Genomic DNA, 16,705 nt, shown 5'->3' on the forward strand with positions numbered 1-16,705 from the left:
AACACCCGTCCCGGCGTACGCAAGCCTGGCCGACCAGGCGAGCTATCCCTCCGGAGCGACCCAGGCGAGCTATCCCTCCGGAGCGACCCAGTCGAAGGTGCGGGTGACCGCCTTCTTCCAGCTCGCGTAGTCGCGTTCGCGGACCTTCGCGTCCATCGCGGGTGCCCAGCGCCTGTCTTCCTGCCAGTTGCTACGCAGGTCGTCCTGGCTGGACCAGAAGCCGACCGCGAGACCAGCGGCGTACGCGGCTCCCAGCGCCGTCGTCTCCGCGACCTGCGGCCGGATCACCGGCACGTCGAGGATGTCGGCCTGGAACTGCATGAGCAGTTCGTTCACGACCATGCCGCCGTCGACCTTGAGCTCGGTGAGGTCCACGCCGGAGTCGGCGTTCATCGCATCGACGACCTCGCGGGTCTGATAGGCGGTCGCCTCCAGAGTCGCACGGGCGATGTGCCCCTTGTTGACATAGCGGGTCAGGCCGACGAGGACGCCACGGGCGTCCGACCGCCAGTACGGCGCGAAGAGGCCGGAGAACGCGGGAACGAAGTACGCCCCGCCGTTGTCGTCGACCGAACGTGCCAGCTCCTCGATCTCCGACGCGCTTCTGATCAATCCCAGGTTGTCCCGCAGCCACTGCACGAGCGCGCCGGTGACCGCGATCGAGCCTTCCAGGGCATAGACGCAAGGCTCGTCGCCGATCTGGTAGCAGGCGGTCGTGAGGAGTCCGTTCTCGCTCCTGACCCGCTCGGTACCGGTGTTGAGGAGCAGGAAGTTGCCGGTGCCGTAGGTGTTCTTCGCCGTACCCACGTCGAAGCACACCTGCCCGAACGTCGCCGCCTGCTGGTCGCCGAGGTCGCCCGCGATCGGTACGCCGGGGAGCAGACCGCCCCTGCGTACTTCGGCGTACACCTGTGACGACGGCCGGATCTCCGGGAGCATCGACAGCGGAATGCCCATGTCCGCGGCGATCTCGGGATCCCACCGCAGGGTCGCGAGGTCCATGAGCATCGTGCGGGACGCGTTGGTGACGTCGGTGAGGTGAAGACCGCCGGCGGGGCCACCGGTCATGTTCCACAGCAACCAGGTGTCCATCGTGCCGAAGAGCAGTTCGCCACGGTCGGCCTTCTCCCGAGCACCCTCGACGTTCTCGAGGATCCAGGTCACCTTCGGCCCCGAGAAGTACGTCGCGAGCGGGAGCCCCACCCTGTCCTTGTAGCGATCCGCGCCGCCTCCGAGCGCGCCCAACCGCTCACAGATCCGGTCGGTACGGGTGTCCTGCCAGACGATTGCTGGATAGACCGGTTTGCCGCTCGCGCGCTCCCAGACGAGGGCCGTCTCACGCTGGTTCGTGATGCCGACCGCGGCGATGTCGGCGGCACTGATGTCCGCCCGCGCCAGTGCGCCCGCGGTCACCTCGCGGGTATTGGTCCAGATCTCTTCGGCATTGTGTTCGACCCAGCCCGCCCGCGGAAACATCTGCTCGTGCTCGAGCTGATGCACGCTCACCACCCGGCCGGAGTGGTCGAAGACCATGCACCTGGTGCTCGTCGTGCCCTGGTCGATGGCAGCGACATACGTGCTGCTGCGCTTGTCGGCGACCTCACTGCGTTCGGTCATGTGACCTCCTTCGTCGGTCCCATGACCGTGGTGCTGTGTTTGTCGATGACCTCACTGCGTTCGGTCATGTGCACTCCCACTCCGCTGGCCGATGAGTCTGCAGGTAGCGTACGAAGCGGCGCGAGGTGCAGGGGAGGGTGTATGGCAAGTGTCGAGCGACTTCTCGCCGCGGCGCATCACGTTGTGTGGAACGAAATTCGCTGTGTCGTGCCGGACAATGGCCGTTGCCAGGGCTCCCCGCCTCCGCGGGATCGGCCGGCGGGCCGGCATATTCCCGAATGGGGTCTGACGGAAATTCGAGAGTCACGACCTGGCAGGTTGTGGTAAGGGCGATGATTCCTATCGGTGGGCCCTCCACAGGATTCGCGGCGTTGTCGAACCGTTCACGAATGGCCGTCCAGGGCGGCGTTTCACCACGCCTCCGCATGCCGATCCTTTCTAGTAGATTGATCATCTGCTGGGGACGTCGAGACGTACGTACATACCGGGCGAATTCGAGGCGAGAGTTGTGAGGAGTTCTGCGAGGCTGGGTCCGCAGGAACGTGCGGACGCCTGGTCCCGGCTCGGCCAGCACACCTTCGACGTACTGGTCATCGGTGGTGGTGTCACCGGTGCCGGCACCGCGCTCGATGCCGTGACCCGAGGACTCGACACCGCCCTGGTCGAGGCGCGCGACTTCGCCAGTGGGACGTCCAGCCGGTCCAGCAAGCTCTTCCACGGCGGCCTGCGCTACCTCGAGCAGATGAACTTCGGCCTCGTCGCCGAAGCGCTCCGGGAGCGCGACCTCATGCTCACCCGGATCGCACCACACCTGGTCAAGCCGGTGCCGTTCATATATCCGCTGAAGCATCGGATGTGGGAGCGGCCCTACGTCGGATCAGGGCTGCTGCTCTACGACGCGATGGCGCGCGGACGTTCTGTCCCACCGCACCGGCACCTCACCCGCACCGGAGCGCTCCGGCTCGTTCCCGGGCTGCGTCAGGACGCGCTCGTCGGTGCGATCCGCTACTACGACGCCCAGGCTGACGACGCCCGGCACACCCTCACCGTGATCCGGACCGCCGCCCGCTACGGCGCGGTCGTACGAAACTCCTCGGAGGTGACGGAGTTCCTCCTCGAGGGTGGCCGGATCGTCGGCGTGAAGGTCCGTGACGTCGACTCCGGCGACACCACGACGATCCGGGCGAAGGTCGTCATCAACTGCACCGGCGTGTGGACCGACGACATCCAGCGGCTGACCGGCGGGCGCGGACGGTTCAAGGTCCGGGCGTCGAAGGGCGTGCACGTGCTCGTCGCGCGGGACCGCATCGCGTCCGAGGCGGGCCTCATCCTTCGCACGGAAAGGTCGGTGCTCTTCGTCATCCCGTGGGGCAACCACTGGATCATCGGCACCACCGACACCGACTGGACCCTCGACCTCGCCCACCCGGCGGCGAGTCGCGCCGACATCGACTATCTCCTCTCGCACGTCAACGAGGTCCTGGCCGTACCCCTCACCCGCGAGGACATCGAGGGTGTCTACGCCGGGCTACGCCCGTTGCTGGCAGGGGAGTCCGAGCAGACCAGCCAACTCTCCCGCGAACACGCCGTTGCCCGGCCGCTGCCCGGATTGGTGTCGATCGCGGGCGGCAAGTACACCACCTACCGCGTGATGGCGAAGGATGCGGTGGACGCGGCCCGCCCTGACCTCGGGCAGTCCCTCCCGCCATCGGTGACCGAACACGTTCCGCTGGCGGGCGCCGAGGGCTATCACGCGCTGGTCAACCAGGTCGACGCGCTCGCCGACACCTACGGGCTGCCGGTCTGGCGGATGCAGCGGCTCCTCGACCGGTACGGCTCGCTGGTCGATGAGTTGCTGGACCTCGCCGAAGCGGACCGGAGCCTGCTCGAACCCCTGCCCGGCGCGGGTGAGTACCTCAGCGTCGAAGCGCGGTACGCCGCCAGTCACGAGGCCGCCGTCCACCTCGACGACATCCTCGCCAGGCGTACCCGGATCTCCATCGAGGTGCCGCACCGGGGTACCGAGACCGCCGAGCCGGTCGCGACCCTGGTGGCGGACGTTCTCGGATGGGACAAGGCACGGATCCGGAACGAGGTGGAGGTCTACCAGGCGCGGGTCGCCGCGGAGCGTGAGTCTCAGACCAAGCCCGACGATCTCAGCGCCGACGCCGAACGCCTGCTGGCTCCGGACACCCGCAAGCTAGCCGTCGGCCGCGCCCTGGGCTGAACCGACGGCCGCGCCGACGGGCTCGGGCAGGCCGGTCGGTTCGGGCTGGCCGTTCGGTTCTGGCAGGCCCGCGGCGGCAGGGGCATGGGGTCGGAAGGCCTCGTACAGAGCGGCCACGCAGGTCGACGTCTGAGTCACCGGTACGACGAGTGCGACCGGTGCGGTCAACGGCGGGTCGATCGGCAGGACCGCCACCTTTCTGGGTGCACTGCCGCGCTCCGCGTCGGCGTAGATCGCCGTCCATTCGCCGACTCCGGATCCGATCTCCACAAGAGCGTTGGTCACGCTCGACACCGGTCGGCCGGTGCGCGGCTCGAATCCGGCGCGACGGCAGGCGCCCAGGACCAGGTCCCCGAGCAGCCGGTCACACCCCGGTTCCGGAAGGCGGAGTGGCAGGTCGGCGAGCTGCTCGAGCCGTACCGCTGGCTGTCCGGCGGCGGGGTGGGAGGTGGGTACGGCGACGTACACCTGTTCTTGCCACAGCTCGATCGTCCGCAGGTCCGGATCGGCAGGTGCCGCGCGGACGAGCGCGAGGTCCAGCTCGCCACGGCGCACGGCTGCCAGCTGGTCGTGAGATGGTCGACAGTCCAGCTCGGTACGAAGGCCAGGAGCGAGCCGGCTCAGCGCGTCGAGGGCGGACTCGAGGGTGGCGGCCAGCCCCGGGCTGGTCCCGATCCGCAGGAACCGGGTGCCAGCCGTCGCCAGCTGCGAGGCCACCGCCTTGGCGTGGTCGGCGGCCGCGAGGACCTTGCGAGCCTCGGAGAGGAGCCGCTCACCGGCATCGGTGAGCCGGACCGTCCGCGACGTACGGTCCAGAAGCTGGAGGCCGAACTCGCGTTCTAGCCTGGCGATCTGCTGGCTCACCGCGGGCTGGACGACGTGCATCCGTTGCGCGGCCCGGCCGAAGTGCAGCTCCTCGGCCACGGCGACGAAGTACCGCAACTGCCGGAGTTCCACGTCCGCCTCCCGTCATCCCGCAGCCATCACGATTCCTGATCGCTGCACAGGTCAACCGCGCCTTGGTCACGGAGCTTCCCACCGGTTGGCTGGTGGACAGGCGTGGACGGCCGCCGGGTGCGGGGAAGGACCGGCCGGCGTCAGGTGGTGAGGCGCGAGAACGATGAGGAAACGAGGGAGTACGCATGCGGGTCGGGCTGTGGATCGAGGGACAACTCGGGGCACCTGTCGAGGAGGTGGTCAGGCAGGTGAGCGCGGCGGCCGAGGCGGGTTACGCACGGGCGTGGATCGGCGAAGTCGGCAGCTGGGACCCCCTGACCCTGCTCGCAGTGGTGGGACGGCACGTTCGGGAGATCGAGGTCGGGACGGCGATCGTCCGGACCTATCCGCGGCACCCGCTGGCGCTCGCCGCACAGGCTCTGACGGTCCAGGCAGCGACGGGGAACCGCCTCGTCCTCGGCCTAGGGCCGAGCCACGCACCGATCATCGAGAACGAGTACGGCCAGTCGTTCGCGGCTCCAGGGCGCAACATGCGGGAGTACCTGTCCGCCCTGACGCCGTTGCTGCGTGGCGAGTCCGTGGCGTACCACGGTGAGAGCTGGACCGCCGTAGGTGGGATCGGGGTGGCGGGCGCCGACGCGCCCCCGGTCCTGGTGTCCGCGCTCGGCCCGGTCATGCTGCGGGTCGCGGGCGAGTTGGCGGACGGCACGATCACCGCGTGGGCGGGACCCCCGACGATCGGCGACATGGTCAGGCCCGCGCTGGAGCGGGCGGCCGCGGGCGCAGGACGACGTTCGCCGGCCGTGGTGGCATCGGTGTGCGTGTGCGTCACCGCCGATCCCGATGGAGCGCGCCGATGGGTGAACGAAACGTTCGGCCGGGCAGGGGAGCTTCCGAGCTACCGCGCGGTGCTCGACCGGGAGGGGTTGGCAGGGCCCGGAGGCGCCGTGGTCGCCGGTGACGAGACCGCCGTCGAACGGGGTCTGCGCCGGTTCGCCGACGCGGGCGCCACCGAGATTCTGGTGATTCCCGTCGGTACCGCGCAGGAGAAGACCCGGACGGTCCAGACGCTCGGCAGCCTCGCACCGTCGCTCCACGCCGGGTGAGAGGGCGTTCACGCAGACCTGTTGCCTGCGGGCACCGCGCTGGCTTCGGCGTCGCTCGCCGGCGGTCGTCCTCCGTGCGTCGCGTGGTGTCAGCCGCGGAGGCGGAGTCCGCGTGGGGTGGTGTGGAACCCGGCCGATTCGAGCGCGCTGGCCAGCGGACTGACTCCCTCGGGATGGTTCCGCTGGCGTAGGACCGCTTCGCCGTCGACCCGTTCGACGCTGAGCCTGCCGAGCACGCCGTCGCGGACGGCGAGGGCGAGGGCGTCGACCGCCGGTTGCAGGGTGGCCGGGTCGTCGGACCAGGTGAGCAATGTGCGCCCGCCGCGTTCGACGTAGAGGACGAGCTCGCCGTTGACCTGGACGACGAGCGCGCCGGCCTTCCGGCCGGGACGGTGCCCGCTCTTCTCCTCCGTCACCTGGCCGGGGCGGGTGGGCCAGGCAAGAGCGGCGCCGTACGGATTGGCGGGGTCGGTCGCCGCGAGCACGAGTGTCGTCGGAGAGGCGCCAGAGGGTTCGGCACGCAGCTGGTCGACCGCTCCGGCCACACCGAACTGGGCAGCTCCGAGCCCGGCGACGAAATAGCCTCGGCGGCAACGCCCCGACTCCTCGAAGGCCTTCAGAACCTGGTAGACCCTCGCGAACCCGCCGGGCACCCGCTCCGCGACCACGGCCCCTCGGGTGAGGACGCCGTAGCGGTCGAGCAGTGCCTCGGCGGCCGCGTGGGCCCGCCTGGTCGGGTGCGGATCGCGTTCGGGCAGCAGGGACCACCGACCGCCCGCGATCGGCGGTCCGGTGCGGCTCGGCATGGCAGGCCGGCCCCCGCGAAAGGATGCCCGTCCGCCGGCGAACCGGGCCCGCGGTGTCCGCGACCGTGACCTGTGCGCCGACGAGCCGCTGCCGAGCAGCGCCCGAAGTGGCGCCAGCGTGTCGCCGGTGAGGTGACCGGCCCACACGAGGTCCCACAAGGCGGTCACCAGGGCGGCGTCGTCGTTCTGTGAGCCGGCGCCACCCTCCATCGATGCGGTGCTCACGGCGGTAGCCAGATGACGGAAGAAGAACCCGCCACCTGAGTCGAGGACGTCGAGGATGGCCCGGTGCAGCGGGCCTGGTTCGAAGTCCGGATCAACCTCCGGCAAGGTGAGAGCCGCCGTGTCGGCCAGGTGCAGGGAAACCCAACCGTCGCTGCCCGGCAGGGTGCCGTGACCCGCCCACACCACTTCACCCGACGCGGTCAGCTCGTCGAGCATGGTGGGGGAGTAGTCGGCCACCCGGGCGGCGAGGACCAGCGGTTCGAGCGCGGACGCCGGCACCGCGCAGCCGGCCAGCTGCTCGACCACGCGAAGCACTCCGTCGGTGCCGCGGAGGCGTCCGCCGACGTGTTGCCAGCTCGGGAGGAACCTTGCGAGCGTGGGCGGGTCGACGGGCTCGACCTCACTGCGCAGCGCGGCCAGCGACCGGCGGCGGAGGGTACGCAGGACATTGACGTCGCACCATTCCGCACCGGCGGACTCTGGAGCCGAACCACGGAAGGCGCCTTCGACCACCCGGTTCTCCCCGGCCAGGCGGTGGAGGGTGCCCATGACGACCGCGACGCCGAGGCCGAACCGACCAGCCACGTCGGCGGCGTGGAACGGTCCATGCGTTCTCGCGTATCGCGCCACCAGATCACCCAGCGGATCGGCGACCGGCTCCGTGAACACCTCCGGGATCCCCACCGGCAGGGGCGTGCCAAGGGCGTCGCGCAGTCGGCCGGCGTCCTCGATGGCGGCCCAGCGCTCGACCGGTTCCGCACCCTCGACCGGTGGGTGGCCTTCGGGCGCCGGTCCACGCACCCGGATGACCCGCCGGGCTCCCTCCAGCTCCGCCAGCCAGTGACCCGACCGCTCCGGGTCGCCGCACCGAGCGGCGACCTCCGCACTGGACTGCGGGCCGAGCAGGCGGAGCAGGTCGGCGACGCCCTCGATGTCGCGGCACCTGCGGTCAGGGTCGAGCCGCTGGAGTTCGGCCTCCGTACGCACGATGACGTCCGGGTCGAGCAGGTCGCGCAACTCGGTCTGCCCGAGCAGTTCGGCGAGCAGCGACCGGTCGAGTGCCAGCGCTGCCGCCTTGCGCTCGGCCAACGGTGCGTCGCCTTCGTACATGAACGCCGCGATGTATCCGAACGTCAGCGACTTCGCGAACGGCGAGGGCTCGCTGGTCTCGACCTCGACCACCCGGACCCGCCGGGCCTCGATGCCGCGGAGCAGCTCCACCAGGCCGGGCAGGTCGTAGACGTCCTGCAGGCACTCGCGGACCGCCTCCAACACGATCGGGAACGAGGCGTACTTGCCGGCAACCGCGAGCAGCTGGGCCGACCGGCGACGCTGCTGCCACAGCGGGGTCCGGCGACGAGGATCGCGGCGGGGCAGCAACAGCGCCCGCGCCGCACACTCACGGAACCTCGACGCGAACAGCGCAGACTCGCCGATCTCGTCGGTGACCAGGCGTTCGATCTCGTCAGGGGCGAAGATCGCGAGCTCGGCCCCCGGCGGGGTGTCCTCGGTGTCGGGAATCCGGAGCACGATCCCGTCGTCGGCGTGCACGGCTTGGACGTCGACGCCGTAGCGTTCGCGCAGCCGGGCGTTGATCGCGAGGGCCCAGGGTGCGTGCACCCCGCCGCCGAACGGCGTGTGGACACAGATCCGCCAGTCGCCCAGCTCGTCGCGGAACCGCTCGACCACGATCGTGCGGTCGTCGGGCAGGTGCCGGGTCGCCCGCTTCTGCTCGGCCAGGTAGGACACGAGGTTGTCGGCCGCCCACTCGTCAAGGCCGGACTGTCGCACTCGCGCGCGGGCGTCGTCGGGAGAGAGCCGGTCGAGCTCGCGGACGAAGCCGCCGATCGCCTGGCCGAGCTCCGCCGGCCGGCCGAGCACGTCGCCCTTCCAGAACGGCAGCCTTCCGGGTTGGCCCGGTGCGGGCGAGACGAGCACCCGGTCGTGGCTGATCTCCTCGATGCGCCAGGACGAGGCTCCCAGCGTGAAGATGTCGCCGACGCGGGATTCGTACACCATCTCCTCGTCGAGCTCACCGACCCGCGACGCCTTCTCGCCGACGAGGAACACGCCGAAGAGCCCACGGTCAGGGATGGTCCCGCCACTGGTGACCGCGAGCCGCTGCGCTCCCGGCCGTGCGGTCAGCGTGCCGGCCACCCGGTCCCACACGAGGCGCGGGCGCAGCTCGGCGAACTCGTCGGACGGATAGCGCCCCGTGAGCATGTCGAGCACCGCGTCATAGGCCGAGCGCGGCAGTGTCTGGAAGTTCGCGGCCCGGCGGACCAAGGCGTAGAGGGCGTCGACGTCCCAGGTGTCGACCGAGCAGGCCGAGACGATCTGCTGGGCCAGGACGTCGAGCGGGTTGGCGGGCAGCCGGGTCGCCTCGATCAAGCCCGCCCGCATGCGGTCGGTGACGACGGCGGTGGCGACGAGATCGCCGCGGTACTTGGGAAAGATCACCCCACGCGAGACGGCTCCCACCTGGTGCCCGGCGCGGCCGACCCGCTGGAGACCGCTGGCCACGGACGGAGGTGCCTCCACCTGCACCACCAGGTCGACCGCGCCCATGTCGATGCCGAGCTCCAGGCTGCTGGTCGCGACTACGCAGGGGAGACGCCCGGACTTGAGGTCGTCCTCGATCAGCGCGCGTTGTTCCTTGCTCACCGACCCGTGGTGGGAGCGGGCGAGGACATCGGGCGCGCCCTTGCTCGCCCCGGACTCTGCCATGATCTCGGCCGGGGAGCCGGCGTGCGGAAGGGCTTCGTCGTGCGTACGGTCGTAGGCGATCTCGTTGAGCCGTGCCGTCAGGCGTTCGGCGAGCCGCCGGGAGTTGGCGAAGACCAGCGTGCTGCGGTGGGCCTCTACCAGGTCGGCGACCCGCTCCTCGACGTGCGGCCAGATCGATGCCCGGCGCTCCGGCCCGGCGGCCGCGCCGGTACGGATGTGCTGGCCCGCCCCGCCCGGACCGTCCGGACCGTCGTCGACGGTGGCGCGCAGCGCGTGCGGTTCGGACGCCTTTCCCAGCTCGCCCATGTCCTCGACCGGGACGACGACCTGGAGATCGAACTCCTTGTCGTACGCCGGATTGACCACCGTCACCGGAGCGGCGCCGCACAGGAAACGGGCAACCTCGTCCACCGGGCGGACGGTCGCCGAGAGACCGATCCGCTGGACCGGTGGGCGCCGAGGCGGTTCGTCGCTGTCGGCGGGCTGGCCGGCGACGAGGGCGTCCAGGCGTTCGAGGCAGAGGGCGAGGTGGGCGCCGCGCTTGGTCCCGGCGACGGCGTGCACCTCGTCGAGGATCACCGTCTCCACACCCCGCAACGCCTCCCGAGCCTGGGAGGTCAGCAGCAGGAACAGCGACTCGGGCGTCGTGATGAGGATGTCGGCAGGCGTACGCACGAACCTGCGGCGGGCGTCGGCGGGCGTGTCGCCGGAGCGGAGCGCCACCTCGATCGACGGCTCGGTCAGGCCCAGCCGGTGGGCGGTGTGCCGGATGCCGGCGAGCGGCGCGCGGAGGTTGCGTTCGATGTCGACGGCGAGGGCCTTCAGCGGCGAGACGTAGAGGACCCGGCAGCGGTGCTGCCGCTCGGCCGGCGGATCGGCGGTGGCCAGCCGGTCGAGTGCCCAGAGGAACGCCGCGAGGGTCTTGCCCGAACCGGTCGGCGCGACGACCAGGCTGTGCTCGCCTCGGCTCACCGCGTCCCAGGCACCCACCTGGGCGGGAGTGGGCGCGGCGAAGGAGGACCGGAACCATTCTCGGGTCGGGGTCGAGAACCGCGAAAGTACGTCAGGAGCCTCGGGCACCCGTCCATGGTCTCGCAGCCCGCCGACACCTCCGGCGAAAGGCGATGGCCGCCGTCTCGGATCAGGACGAATCGGCCGGCGAATCCGTCAGACCGGATGTTTCGTCGCGGGCGTCGGGAGGCTTGCGCCGGATCGGCCGACGAGGAAGTCGCGGTAGACCTTCAGGAAGCCGACGAAGATCGTGACCGCCGACGCGGCGTTGAAGACCAGCCTCGACCAGTGCAGCCGCTGGAACTCCTGCGCGGTCTGCACGAGAAAGGCATCGGAGTGCACCGCGGTGCCTTCGACGAACAGGATCTCGTTGCGCGGCCAGTGGAACGCCATGGAGAAGAGTCCCTCGCACACGATCATGAGCACGCTGAAGGCGACCCAGTAGCGTGCCGGTCTGATCCGCCACGCCAGGACCACGGCCCCGACACCGGTGATCCAGGAGAGGAACCCGAGCGGCGGGAAGAAGTCGTTCGGTGCGGTGACCCTCATGAACTCCAGCGCCGTCTCGAGCGAGGCCGGAGGGTCGACGAAGATGTTCGGATAGACCATGAACGTCTCGAGCACGATCGCGCCCAGCAGGATCATCATCAACCAGAGGTACGCCATCGAGACGGCGAGCGTGACCGCGCGAAGTTTCATGGGACCACGGTGCCGCGCCGAACCCGCGCCGCACATCCGGGAAGAGCCGGTACGCCACCCGGCCTCCGCCTCAGGGTCCGGCCGGGGGTCGCCCTGGCCGGCCAGACTTTCCTGGCGAACCAGGCTCACCTGATGCTGACCGGTGACCACCTGGCGCCGCCGTCGTCGGTACGGAAGAGGTGGCCTTCCAGGTCGAGGATGTAGCCGATCTCCTCGGTCGTGAACCCGGCGAAGGCCGGCCTACCCAGGCCCGGCACCGGCGTCGTCGACGTGTCATCGGTTCCGATGTTCCGCGCCTCCCCAGGCACCGCGACGATCGCCCGGCCGGCGTCGCGGGCGCCGAGCGCCGATGCCGTCGCCGGTGCCGCCGGTTCCCCGGCGGGTACGTCGGTCCAGCTCGCTCCCGAGTCGGTCGAGACGTGCAGCGTGGTGCCGGTGCCGGTCGCGCACCTCAGCCAGAGAGAGCCGATCGTCGCCGACAGGCGCCCGGCGTCGAGGTCCTGGTGACACGGCGTCGGGTGCGTCTCGAACGTCGTACCGTCGTCGGTCGACGCCCAGACCGACGTCCCGTCGGCGTCCTTGTCGGTGACGGCGACCAGCTGGCCCGTCACGGCGAGGTCTTCTGGCGCCTGCGCCTCGACACCGAGCTGCTGCCATGTGCCCTCGCCGAGAAGGGCCCGCCACAGGGTCCAGCCGCTGCCGTTGTCGACCAGCGCGTACGCCGAACCTCCGCCGACCTCCAGCCGCTTGACGAGACCGGGCACGGACCGGTCCTGCTCCCAGGTACGACCCGCGTCCCGGGTCACCCACAGGGCACCGCCGTACGCCCAGCCGGTCCGGCCGTCGCCAGCGAACCGGACGTCACTCACCGTGCTGGCGCTGACTTCGTTGTCTCCACGCGCGACAGCGGACGGAGGGCTCGCCAGCGAGCTGAACGTCGACCCACCGTCCTGGGTCGCCGCGAGGGCGGCGCGATCGCCGTCGGTGGTGCCCAGCAGCCAGTAGGTCTCGGGTCCGGTCGCGGTGATCGAGACGGGCGAGAAGTCGCCGGGAACCGGGGCGATCTCCGAGAGCACGTTCGGCTGCTCCGGCTCCGACCCGGGCGACTGGTCGGCGCGTTCTTCCCGCCTCCGATCGGAGTCGCCGTCCCTGCCGGGCGCCGATTCCGCTCCTCGGTCGTCGGAGTCCATGTCCGTGGCGTCGGGGGCGCTCTTTTCCGCCGGCGCGCCGGCCCCGCTGCTGGCCCCGTCGGCGACCATGATCGTGGGCCCGCCGCCGGTCGCGACGTAGCCGATCCCGCCGAATGCGGCGATCACCGCGGTGACGGCACCGGCCGCCATGACGGCCTTGCGCCGCTTGCGCCTCCGGGCCGCGCCGGCGTGGACGCGGTCGAGGACGTCCACGTCAGGGGAGAGCCCCCACCGGTCGCCCCGCAGTCCTTCTCGGAGGCGGTGCTCTAGCGGGTCCATGGCGTGTCCTCCTGGTCGCCTCCGCGGGCGGTCGGACCCGAGGCGGGTGCGGTCGCCTCTTTGGCGGTTGACTCTCTGACGACGGCTGGCGGCACCTCGCGCCGGGGCGGCTGGTCAAGTCCCTGCTCCGGCAGGCGCGCACGCAGCTTCGCGAGCGCCTTGAACGTCTGGCTCTTCACCGTTCCGACCGAGCAGCCGAGGATCTCGGCGACCCGGCGTTCGGACAGGTCTTCGGCGAACCGGAGCACGATGACGGCGCGTTGCTTGCGGGGGAGCGCCGCGAGCGCGCGCTGGAGTTCGGGGTCCGGAAGCTGCGGATCGTCGTGGTGGCCGCGGTCGGGTACGTCGTCGACCAGCTGTTCCCTCCGTCGGCGGCGCCAGATGCTCACGTTCCGGTTGACCATCGTTCGGCGTACGTAGCCTTCGGGGTCGTCGCGGTTGCGTACCCGATGCCAGGCGGCAAGGGTCCGCTCGAGTGCGTCCTGGACAAGGTCCCCCGCGGCGTCGGGACTCCCCGTCAACATGTGGCCAAACCTCAACAACTCGGGCATTCGGGCCCGGACGAACGCATCGAACGCCTCCTCGTCGTCGTTCCGCACGCGGCGGCTCCCTTCGCCGTCGGGCGGTCGTGGACTGGTGACGTGCGACCGCTACCCGTAGGTTGCCCGATCGAATTCGACGGCGTAAACGGACCCGCCGTTCCCGGGCGTCAGCCTGGTCCGGGATCGTTGTGGGCGGGTCCGGGCCCGGGCGAGGCGATCCCCGACCCGCCCGGGCGACGGAGTGGTCAGGTCGATCAGGTCGAGCGGCTAAGGTGTCCGACCATGCGCGCACTGGTGCTCTCCGGGGGCGCTGGTACCCGGCTGCGGCCACTGACGCACACGTCGGCCAAGCAGCTGGTGCCAGTGGCCAACAAGCCTGTCCTGTTCTACGGCCTGGAGGCGATCGCCGAGACCGGCATCACCGAGGTCGGCATCGTGGTCGGGGTCGACTCCGCCGCCGAGGAGATCAAGGAGGCGGTGGGCGACGGCAGCCAGTTCGGGCTGGACGTGACCTTCATCCCGCAGGACGCACCACGCGGGCTCGCCCACGCCGTCCTCATCGCCCGCGACTTCCTCGGTGACGAGGACTTCGTGATGTACCTCGGCGACAACTTCATCGTCGGCGGCATCAAGGCGCTGGTCGACGAGTTCCGAAGGGAGCAGCCGGCGGCCCAGATCCTGCTCACCCAGGTGCCCGATCCCACCCAGCTCGGCGTCGCGGAGCTCGACGCCTACGGCAAGGTGGTCGGCCTCGAGGAGAAGCCGAAGCAGCCCAAGAGCGACCTCGCGCTGGTCGGTGTCTACATGTTCACACCGGCCATCCACGAGGCCGTACGCAAGATCAAGCCGTCCTGGCGCAACGAACTCGAGATCACCCACGCCATCCAGTGGTTGATCGACCAGGGCATGGACCTGCGTTCCACGGTGATCTCCGGCTACTGGAAGGACACCGGGAACGTCGCCGACATGCTCGAGGTCAACCGCACGATCCTGGAAACGCTCGAGCCCAAGGTCGAGGGCACCGTCGACGACGTGAGCGAGATCATCGGCCGGGTCGTCATCGAAGCCGGCGCGACGGTCACGGCGTCACGCATCGTCGGGCCGGCGATCATCGGCAGGGGCACCACGGTGGCCGACTCCTACGTCGGGCCGTTCACCTCGGTCGAGCACGACTGCCGGATCGTCGACTCCGAGATCGAGTTCTCCATCGTCGAGCACGACACCTCCGTCGAGGGTGTACGCCGGATCGAGGCGTCGCTCATCGGCCACCATGTGCAGGTGACGCCCGCGCCCAGGGTGCCGAAGGCGCACCGCCTGGTGCTCGGCGACCACAGCAGAATCCAGATCAGCTCCTGACCGTTGCCGTCCCAAGGGAATTCCTCCGTGCCTGCGTCCACTGACACGACTCCGCGCATCCTGCTCACCGGCGGTGCCGGCTTCATCGGCTCGCACTTCGTCCGTACGTTGCTCACCGGCGGGTTCCCGCCTCTCGCCGGTGCGCACGTCACGGTGCTCGACAAGCTCACCTACGCCGGCAACCCGGCCAACCTCGACCCGGTGCGTGACCGGACGGGATTCGCGTTCGTCGAGGGTGACATCACCGACGCCGCCCTCGTGGACTCGGTAATGGCCGAGCACGACGCGGTCGTCCACTTCGCCGCGGAGTCCCATGTCGACCGGTCGATCGAGGGCTCCGCGGACTTCGTAATCACCAATGTCGTGGGCACACACACCTTGCTGGACGCCGCGCTCCGGCACGGCGTCGGTCCGTTCGTCCACGTGTCGACCGACGAGGTCTACGGCTCGATCCCCGAAGGCTCGTGGCCGGAGACCGATCCGTTGGCCCCCAACTCGCCGTACTCCGCCTCGAAGGCGTCGAGCGACCTGATCGCGCTGTCCTACCACCGCACCCACGGGCTCGACGTCCGGGTGACCAGGTGCTCGAACAACTACGGGCCGTACCAGTTCCCGGAGAAGGTCATCCCGCTGTTCATCACCAACCTGCTCGACGGCCAGAAGGTGCCGCTCTACGGCGACGGGCTCAACGTCCGCGACTGGCTGCACGTCGACGACCACTGCCAGGGACTCGCGCTGGTCCTCGAGAAGGGCAGGGCCGGCGAGATCTACAACATCGGCGGCGGTACCGAGATCACCAACCGCGAGCTCACCGAACGTCTGCTCAAGGCCTGCGGCGCGAGCTGGGACAGTGTGGAGTACGTCGAGGACCGCAAGGGTCACGACCGGCGTTACTCCGTCGACTGGACGAAGCTGCGGGACGAGGTGGGCTACAGCCCGCGCCACGACTTCGACACCGGCCTCGCCGAGACAGTCGCGTGGTACCGCGACAACCGCACCTGGTGGGAGGGCCTGAAGCAGGAGCGGACGCCGTGATGCGCTGGCTCGTCACCGGTGCCGCGGGAATGCTCGGCCAGGACGTCGTCGCCCGGCTCCGGGCCGACGGCGAAGAGGTCACCGCTCTCGCCCGGAGGGACCTCGACATCACCGACCCCGCGGCAGTCCGCTCGGCGTTCGCCGCGCACCGTCCGCAGGTCGTCGTCAACTGCGCAGCCTGGGCGGCGGTGGACGACGCGGAGGCGCACGAGGGTGCCGCCCTGCTGGTCAACGGCATCGGCCCGCGGGTACTCGCCGAGGCCGCCGCCGCGACCGACGCCCGGCTGGTGCACGTCTCCACCGACTACGTGTTCGCAGGGGACGCGACGGAGCCGTACGCCGAAGACGCCAAGCCCGACCCGCGCACGGCGTACGGCCGGACGAAGCTGGTCGGCGAACAGGCCGTGTTCGAAACCCTCCCCGACAGCGGTGTCGTCGTCCGCACGGCATGGCTCTACGGCGCGCACGGTTCACACTTCGTCCGCACCATGGCGAAGCTCGAGGGCCAACGCGACACCCTCGACGTCGTAGCCGACCAGCGGGGTCAGCCCACCTGGACCGCCGACGTCGCCGAGCGGCTGGTGCTCGTCGGCGCCAACCCGGAGGCGACGGGCGTGTTTCACGCCACCAGCTCAGGGGAAGCAACCTGGTGCGATCTTGCCAAGGACGTGTTCGAGCTGCTCGGATCTGATCCGGCGCGGGTGCACCCCACGACGACCGACAAGTTCCCGCGCCCGGCGCCTCGACCTGCCTACAGCGTGCTCGGGCACGCCAGGTGGGCCGAACTGGGTGTCAACCCACTCAGGCACTGGAGGGCCGCTCTGCGGTCAGCCTTCGCGACGATCGTGTGAAACACGGCGGGCGAGTCGATCCAAGACGCCGGCTCTGTCCCCCTATCGTGTGAGTCGTCGAGTGGGCGAGGAGAGAG

The 16,705-nt window shown here is 70.2% G+C and carries 11 protein-coding genes; 5 read left to right on the forward strand and 6 right to left on the reverse strand.

What is annotated here, in order from left to right; all coding sequences use genetic code 11:
• Positions 1–69: 69 nt before the first annotated feature.
• Positions 70–1,617, reverse strand: a complete 1,548-nt coding sequence (glpK, locus tag ABN028_RS03275; protein WP_349326416.1) for a glycerol kinase GlpK — start codon at positions 1,615–1,617, stop codon at positions 70–72.
• Positions 1,618–2,125: 508 nt separating this feature from the next.
• Here glpK and ABN028_RS03280 point away from each other — a divergent pair.
• Entirely contained in the window at positions 2,126–3,844 is a 1,719-nt protein-coding gene (locus tag ABN028_RS03280; protein WP_349695564.1) for a glycerol-3-phosphate dehydrogenase/oxidase, read from the forward strand.
• On the opposite strand, the gene ABN028_RS03285 is transcribed toward ABN028_RS03280, so the two are convergent.
• Positions 3,818–4,801 (reverse strand): LysR family transcriptional regulator, encoded by a 984-nt coding sequence (locus ABN028_RS03285; protein ID WP_349695565.1) that lies wholly within the window; start codon positions 4,799–4,801, stop codon positions 3,818–3,820. The two genes, ABN028_RS03280 and ABN028_RS03285, sit on opposite strands and share 27 nt — an antisense overlap.
• A gap of 185 nt (positions 4,802–4,986) precedes the next feature.
• Between ABN028_RS03285 and ABN028_RS03290 the strand changes: the two genes are divergently transcribed.
• Positions 4,987–5,907: a TIGR03564 family F420-dependent LLM class oxidoreductase gene (locus ABN028_RS03290; RefSeq protein WP_349695566.1), complete on the forward strand. Its 921-nt coding sequence runs from the start codon at positions 4,987–4,989 to the stop codon at positions 5,905–5,907.
• 89 nt (positions 5,908–5,996) lie between these two features.
• Here ABN028_RS03290 and ABN028_RS03295 read toward each other — a convergent pair whose 3' ends face one another.
• The 4 genes from ABN028_RS03295 to ABN028_RS03310 all read right to left on the reverse strand — a co-directional run bounded on the left by ABN028_RS03295 (position 5,997) and on the right by ABN028_RS03310 (position 13,443).
• Positions 5,997–10,745, reverse strand: a complete 4,749-nt coding sequence (locus ABN028_RS03295; protein ID WP_349695567.1) for an ATP-dependent helicase — start codon at positions 10,743–10,745, stop codon at positions 5,997–5,999.
• A gap of 87 nt (positions 10,746–10,832) precedes the next feature.
• Positions 10,833–11,375 carry a hypothetical protein gene (locus tag ABN028_RS03300; RefSeq protein ID WP_349326422.1) on the reverse strand — a complete coding sequence of 181 codons (543 nt, stop codon included), beginning with the start codon at positions 11,373–11,375 and terminating at the stop codon, positions 10,833–10,835.
• A 125-nt stretch (positions 11,376–11,500) separates the two neighbouring features.
• Positions 11,501–12,844, reverse strand: a complete 1,344-nt coding sequence (locus ABN028_RS03305) for a sialidase family protein (RefSeq protein ID WP_349695568.1) — start codon at positions 12,842–12,844, stop codon at positions 11,501–11,503.
• The gene (locus tag ABN028_RS03310) at positions 12,832–13,443 is read right to left on the reverse strand and encodes a SigE family RNA polymerase sigma factor (protein WP_349326425.1); all 612 of its coding nucleotides are present in this window, start codon (positions 13,441–13,443) and stop codon (positions 12,832–12,834) included. The genes ABN028_RS03305 and ABN028_RS03310 overlap by 13 nt, the downstream gene beginning before the upstream one ends.
• A gap of 225 nt (positions 13,444–13,668) precedes the next feature.
• Here ABN028_RS03310 and ABN028_RS03315 point away from each other — a divergent pair, with 225 nt between their 5' ends.
• Genes ABN028_RS03315 through rfbD form a run of 3 tightly spaced genes read left to right on the forward strand, consistent with a single transcriptional unit; the run spans position 13,669 to position 16,628 of the window.
• The gene (locus ABN028_RS03315; protein WP_349326426.1) at positions 13,669–14,742 is read left to right on the forward strand and encodes a glucose-1-phosphate thymidylyltransferase; all 1,074 of its coding nucleotides are present in this window, start codon (positions 13,669–13,671) and stop codon (positions 14,740–14,742) included.
• Positions 14,743–14,769: 27 nt separating this feature from the next.
• Positions 14,770–15,777, forward strand: coding sequence for a dTDP-glucose 4,6-dehydratase (gene rfbB / locus ABN028_RS03320; RefSeq protein ID WP_349695569.1), 1,008 nt, complete (start codon positions 14,770–14,772; stop codon positions 15,775–15,777).
• Positions 15,777–16,628, forward strand: coding sequence for a dTDP-4-dehydrorhamnose reductase (gene rfbD / locus ABN028_RS03325; RefSeq protein WP_349695570.1), 852 nt, complete (start codon positions 15,777–15,779; stop codon positions 16,626–16,628). The genes rfbB and rfbD overlap by 1 nt, the downstream gene beginning before the upstream one ends.
• The last annotated feature ends 77 nt before the right edge of the window (positions 16,629–16,705 follow it).

This window comes from Actinopolymorpha sp. B17G11 (assembly GCF_040196095.1).
Taxonomy (GTDB): domain Bacteria; phylum Actinomycetota; class Actinomycetes; order Propionibacteriales; family Actinopolymorphaceae; genus Thermasporomyces.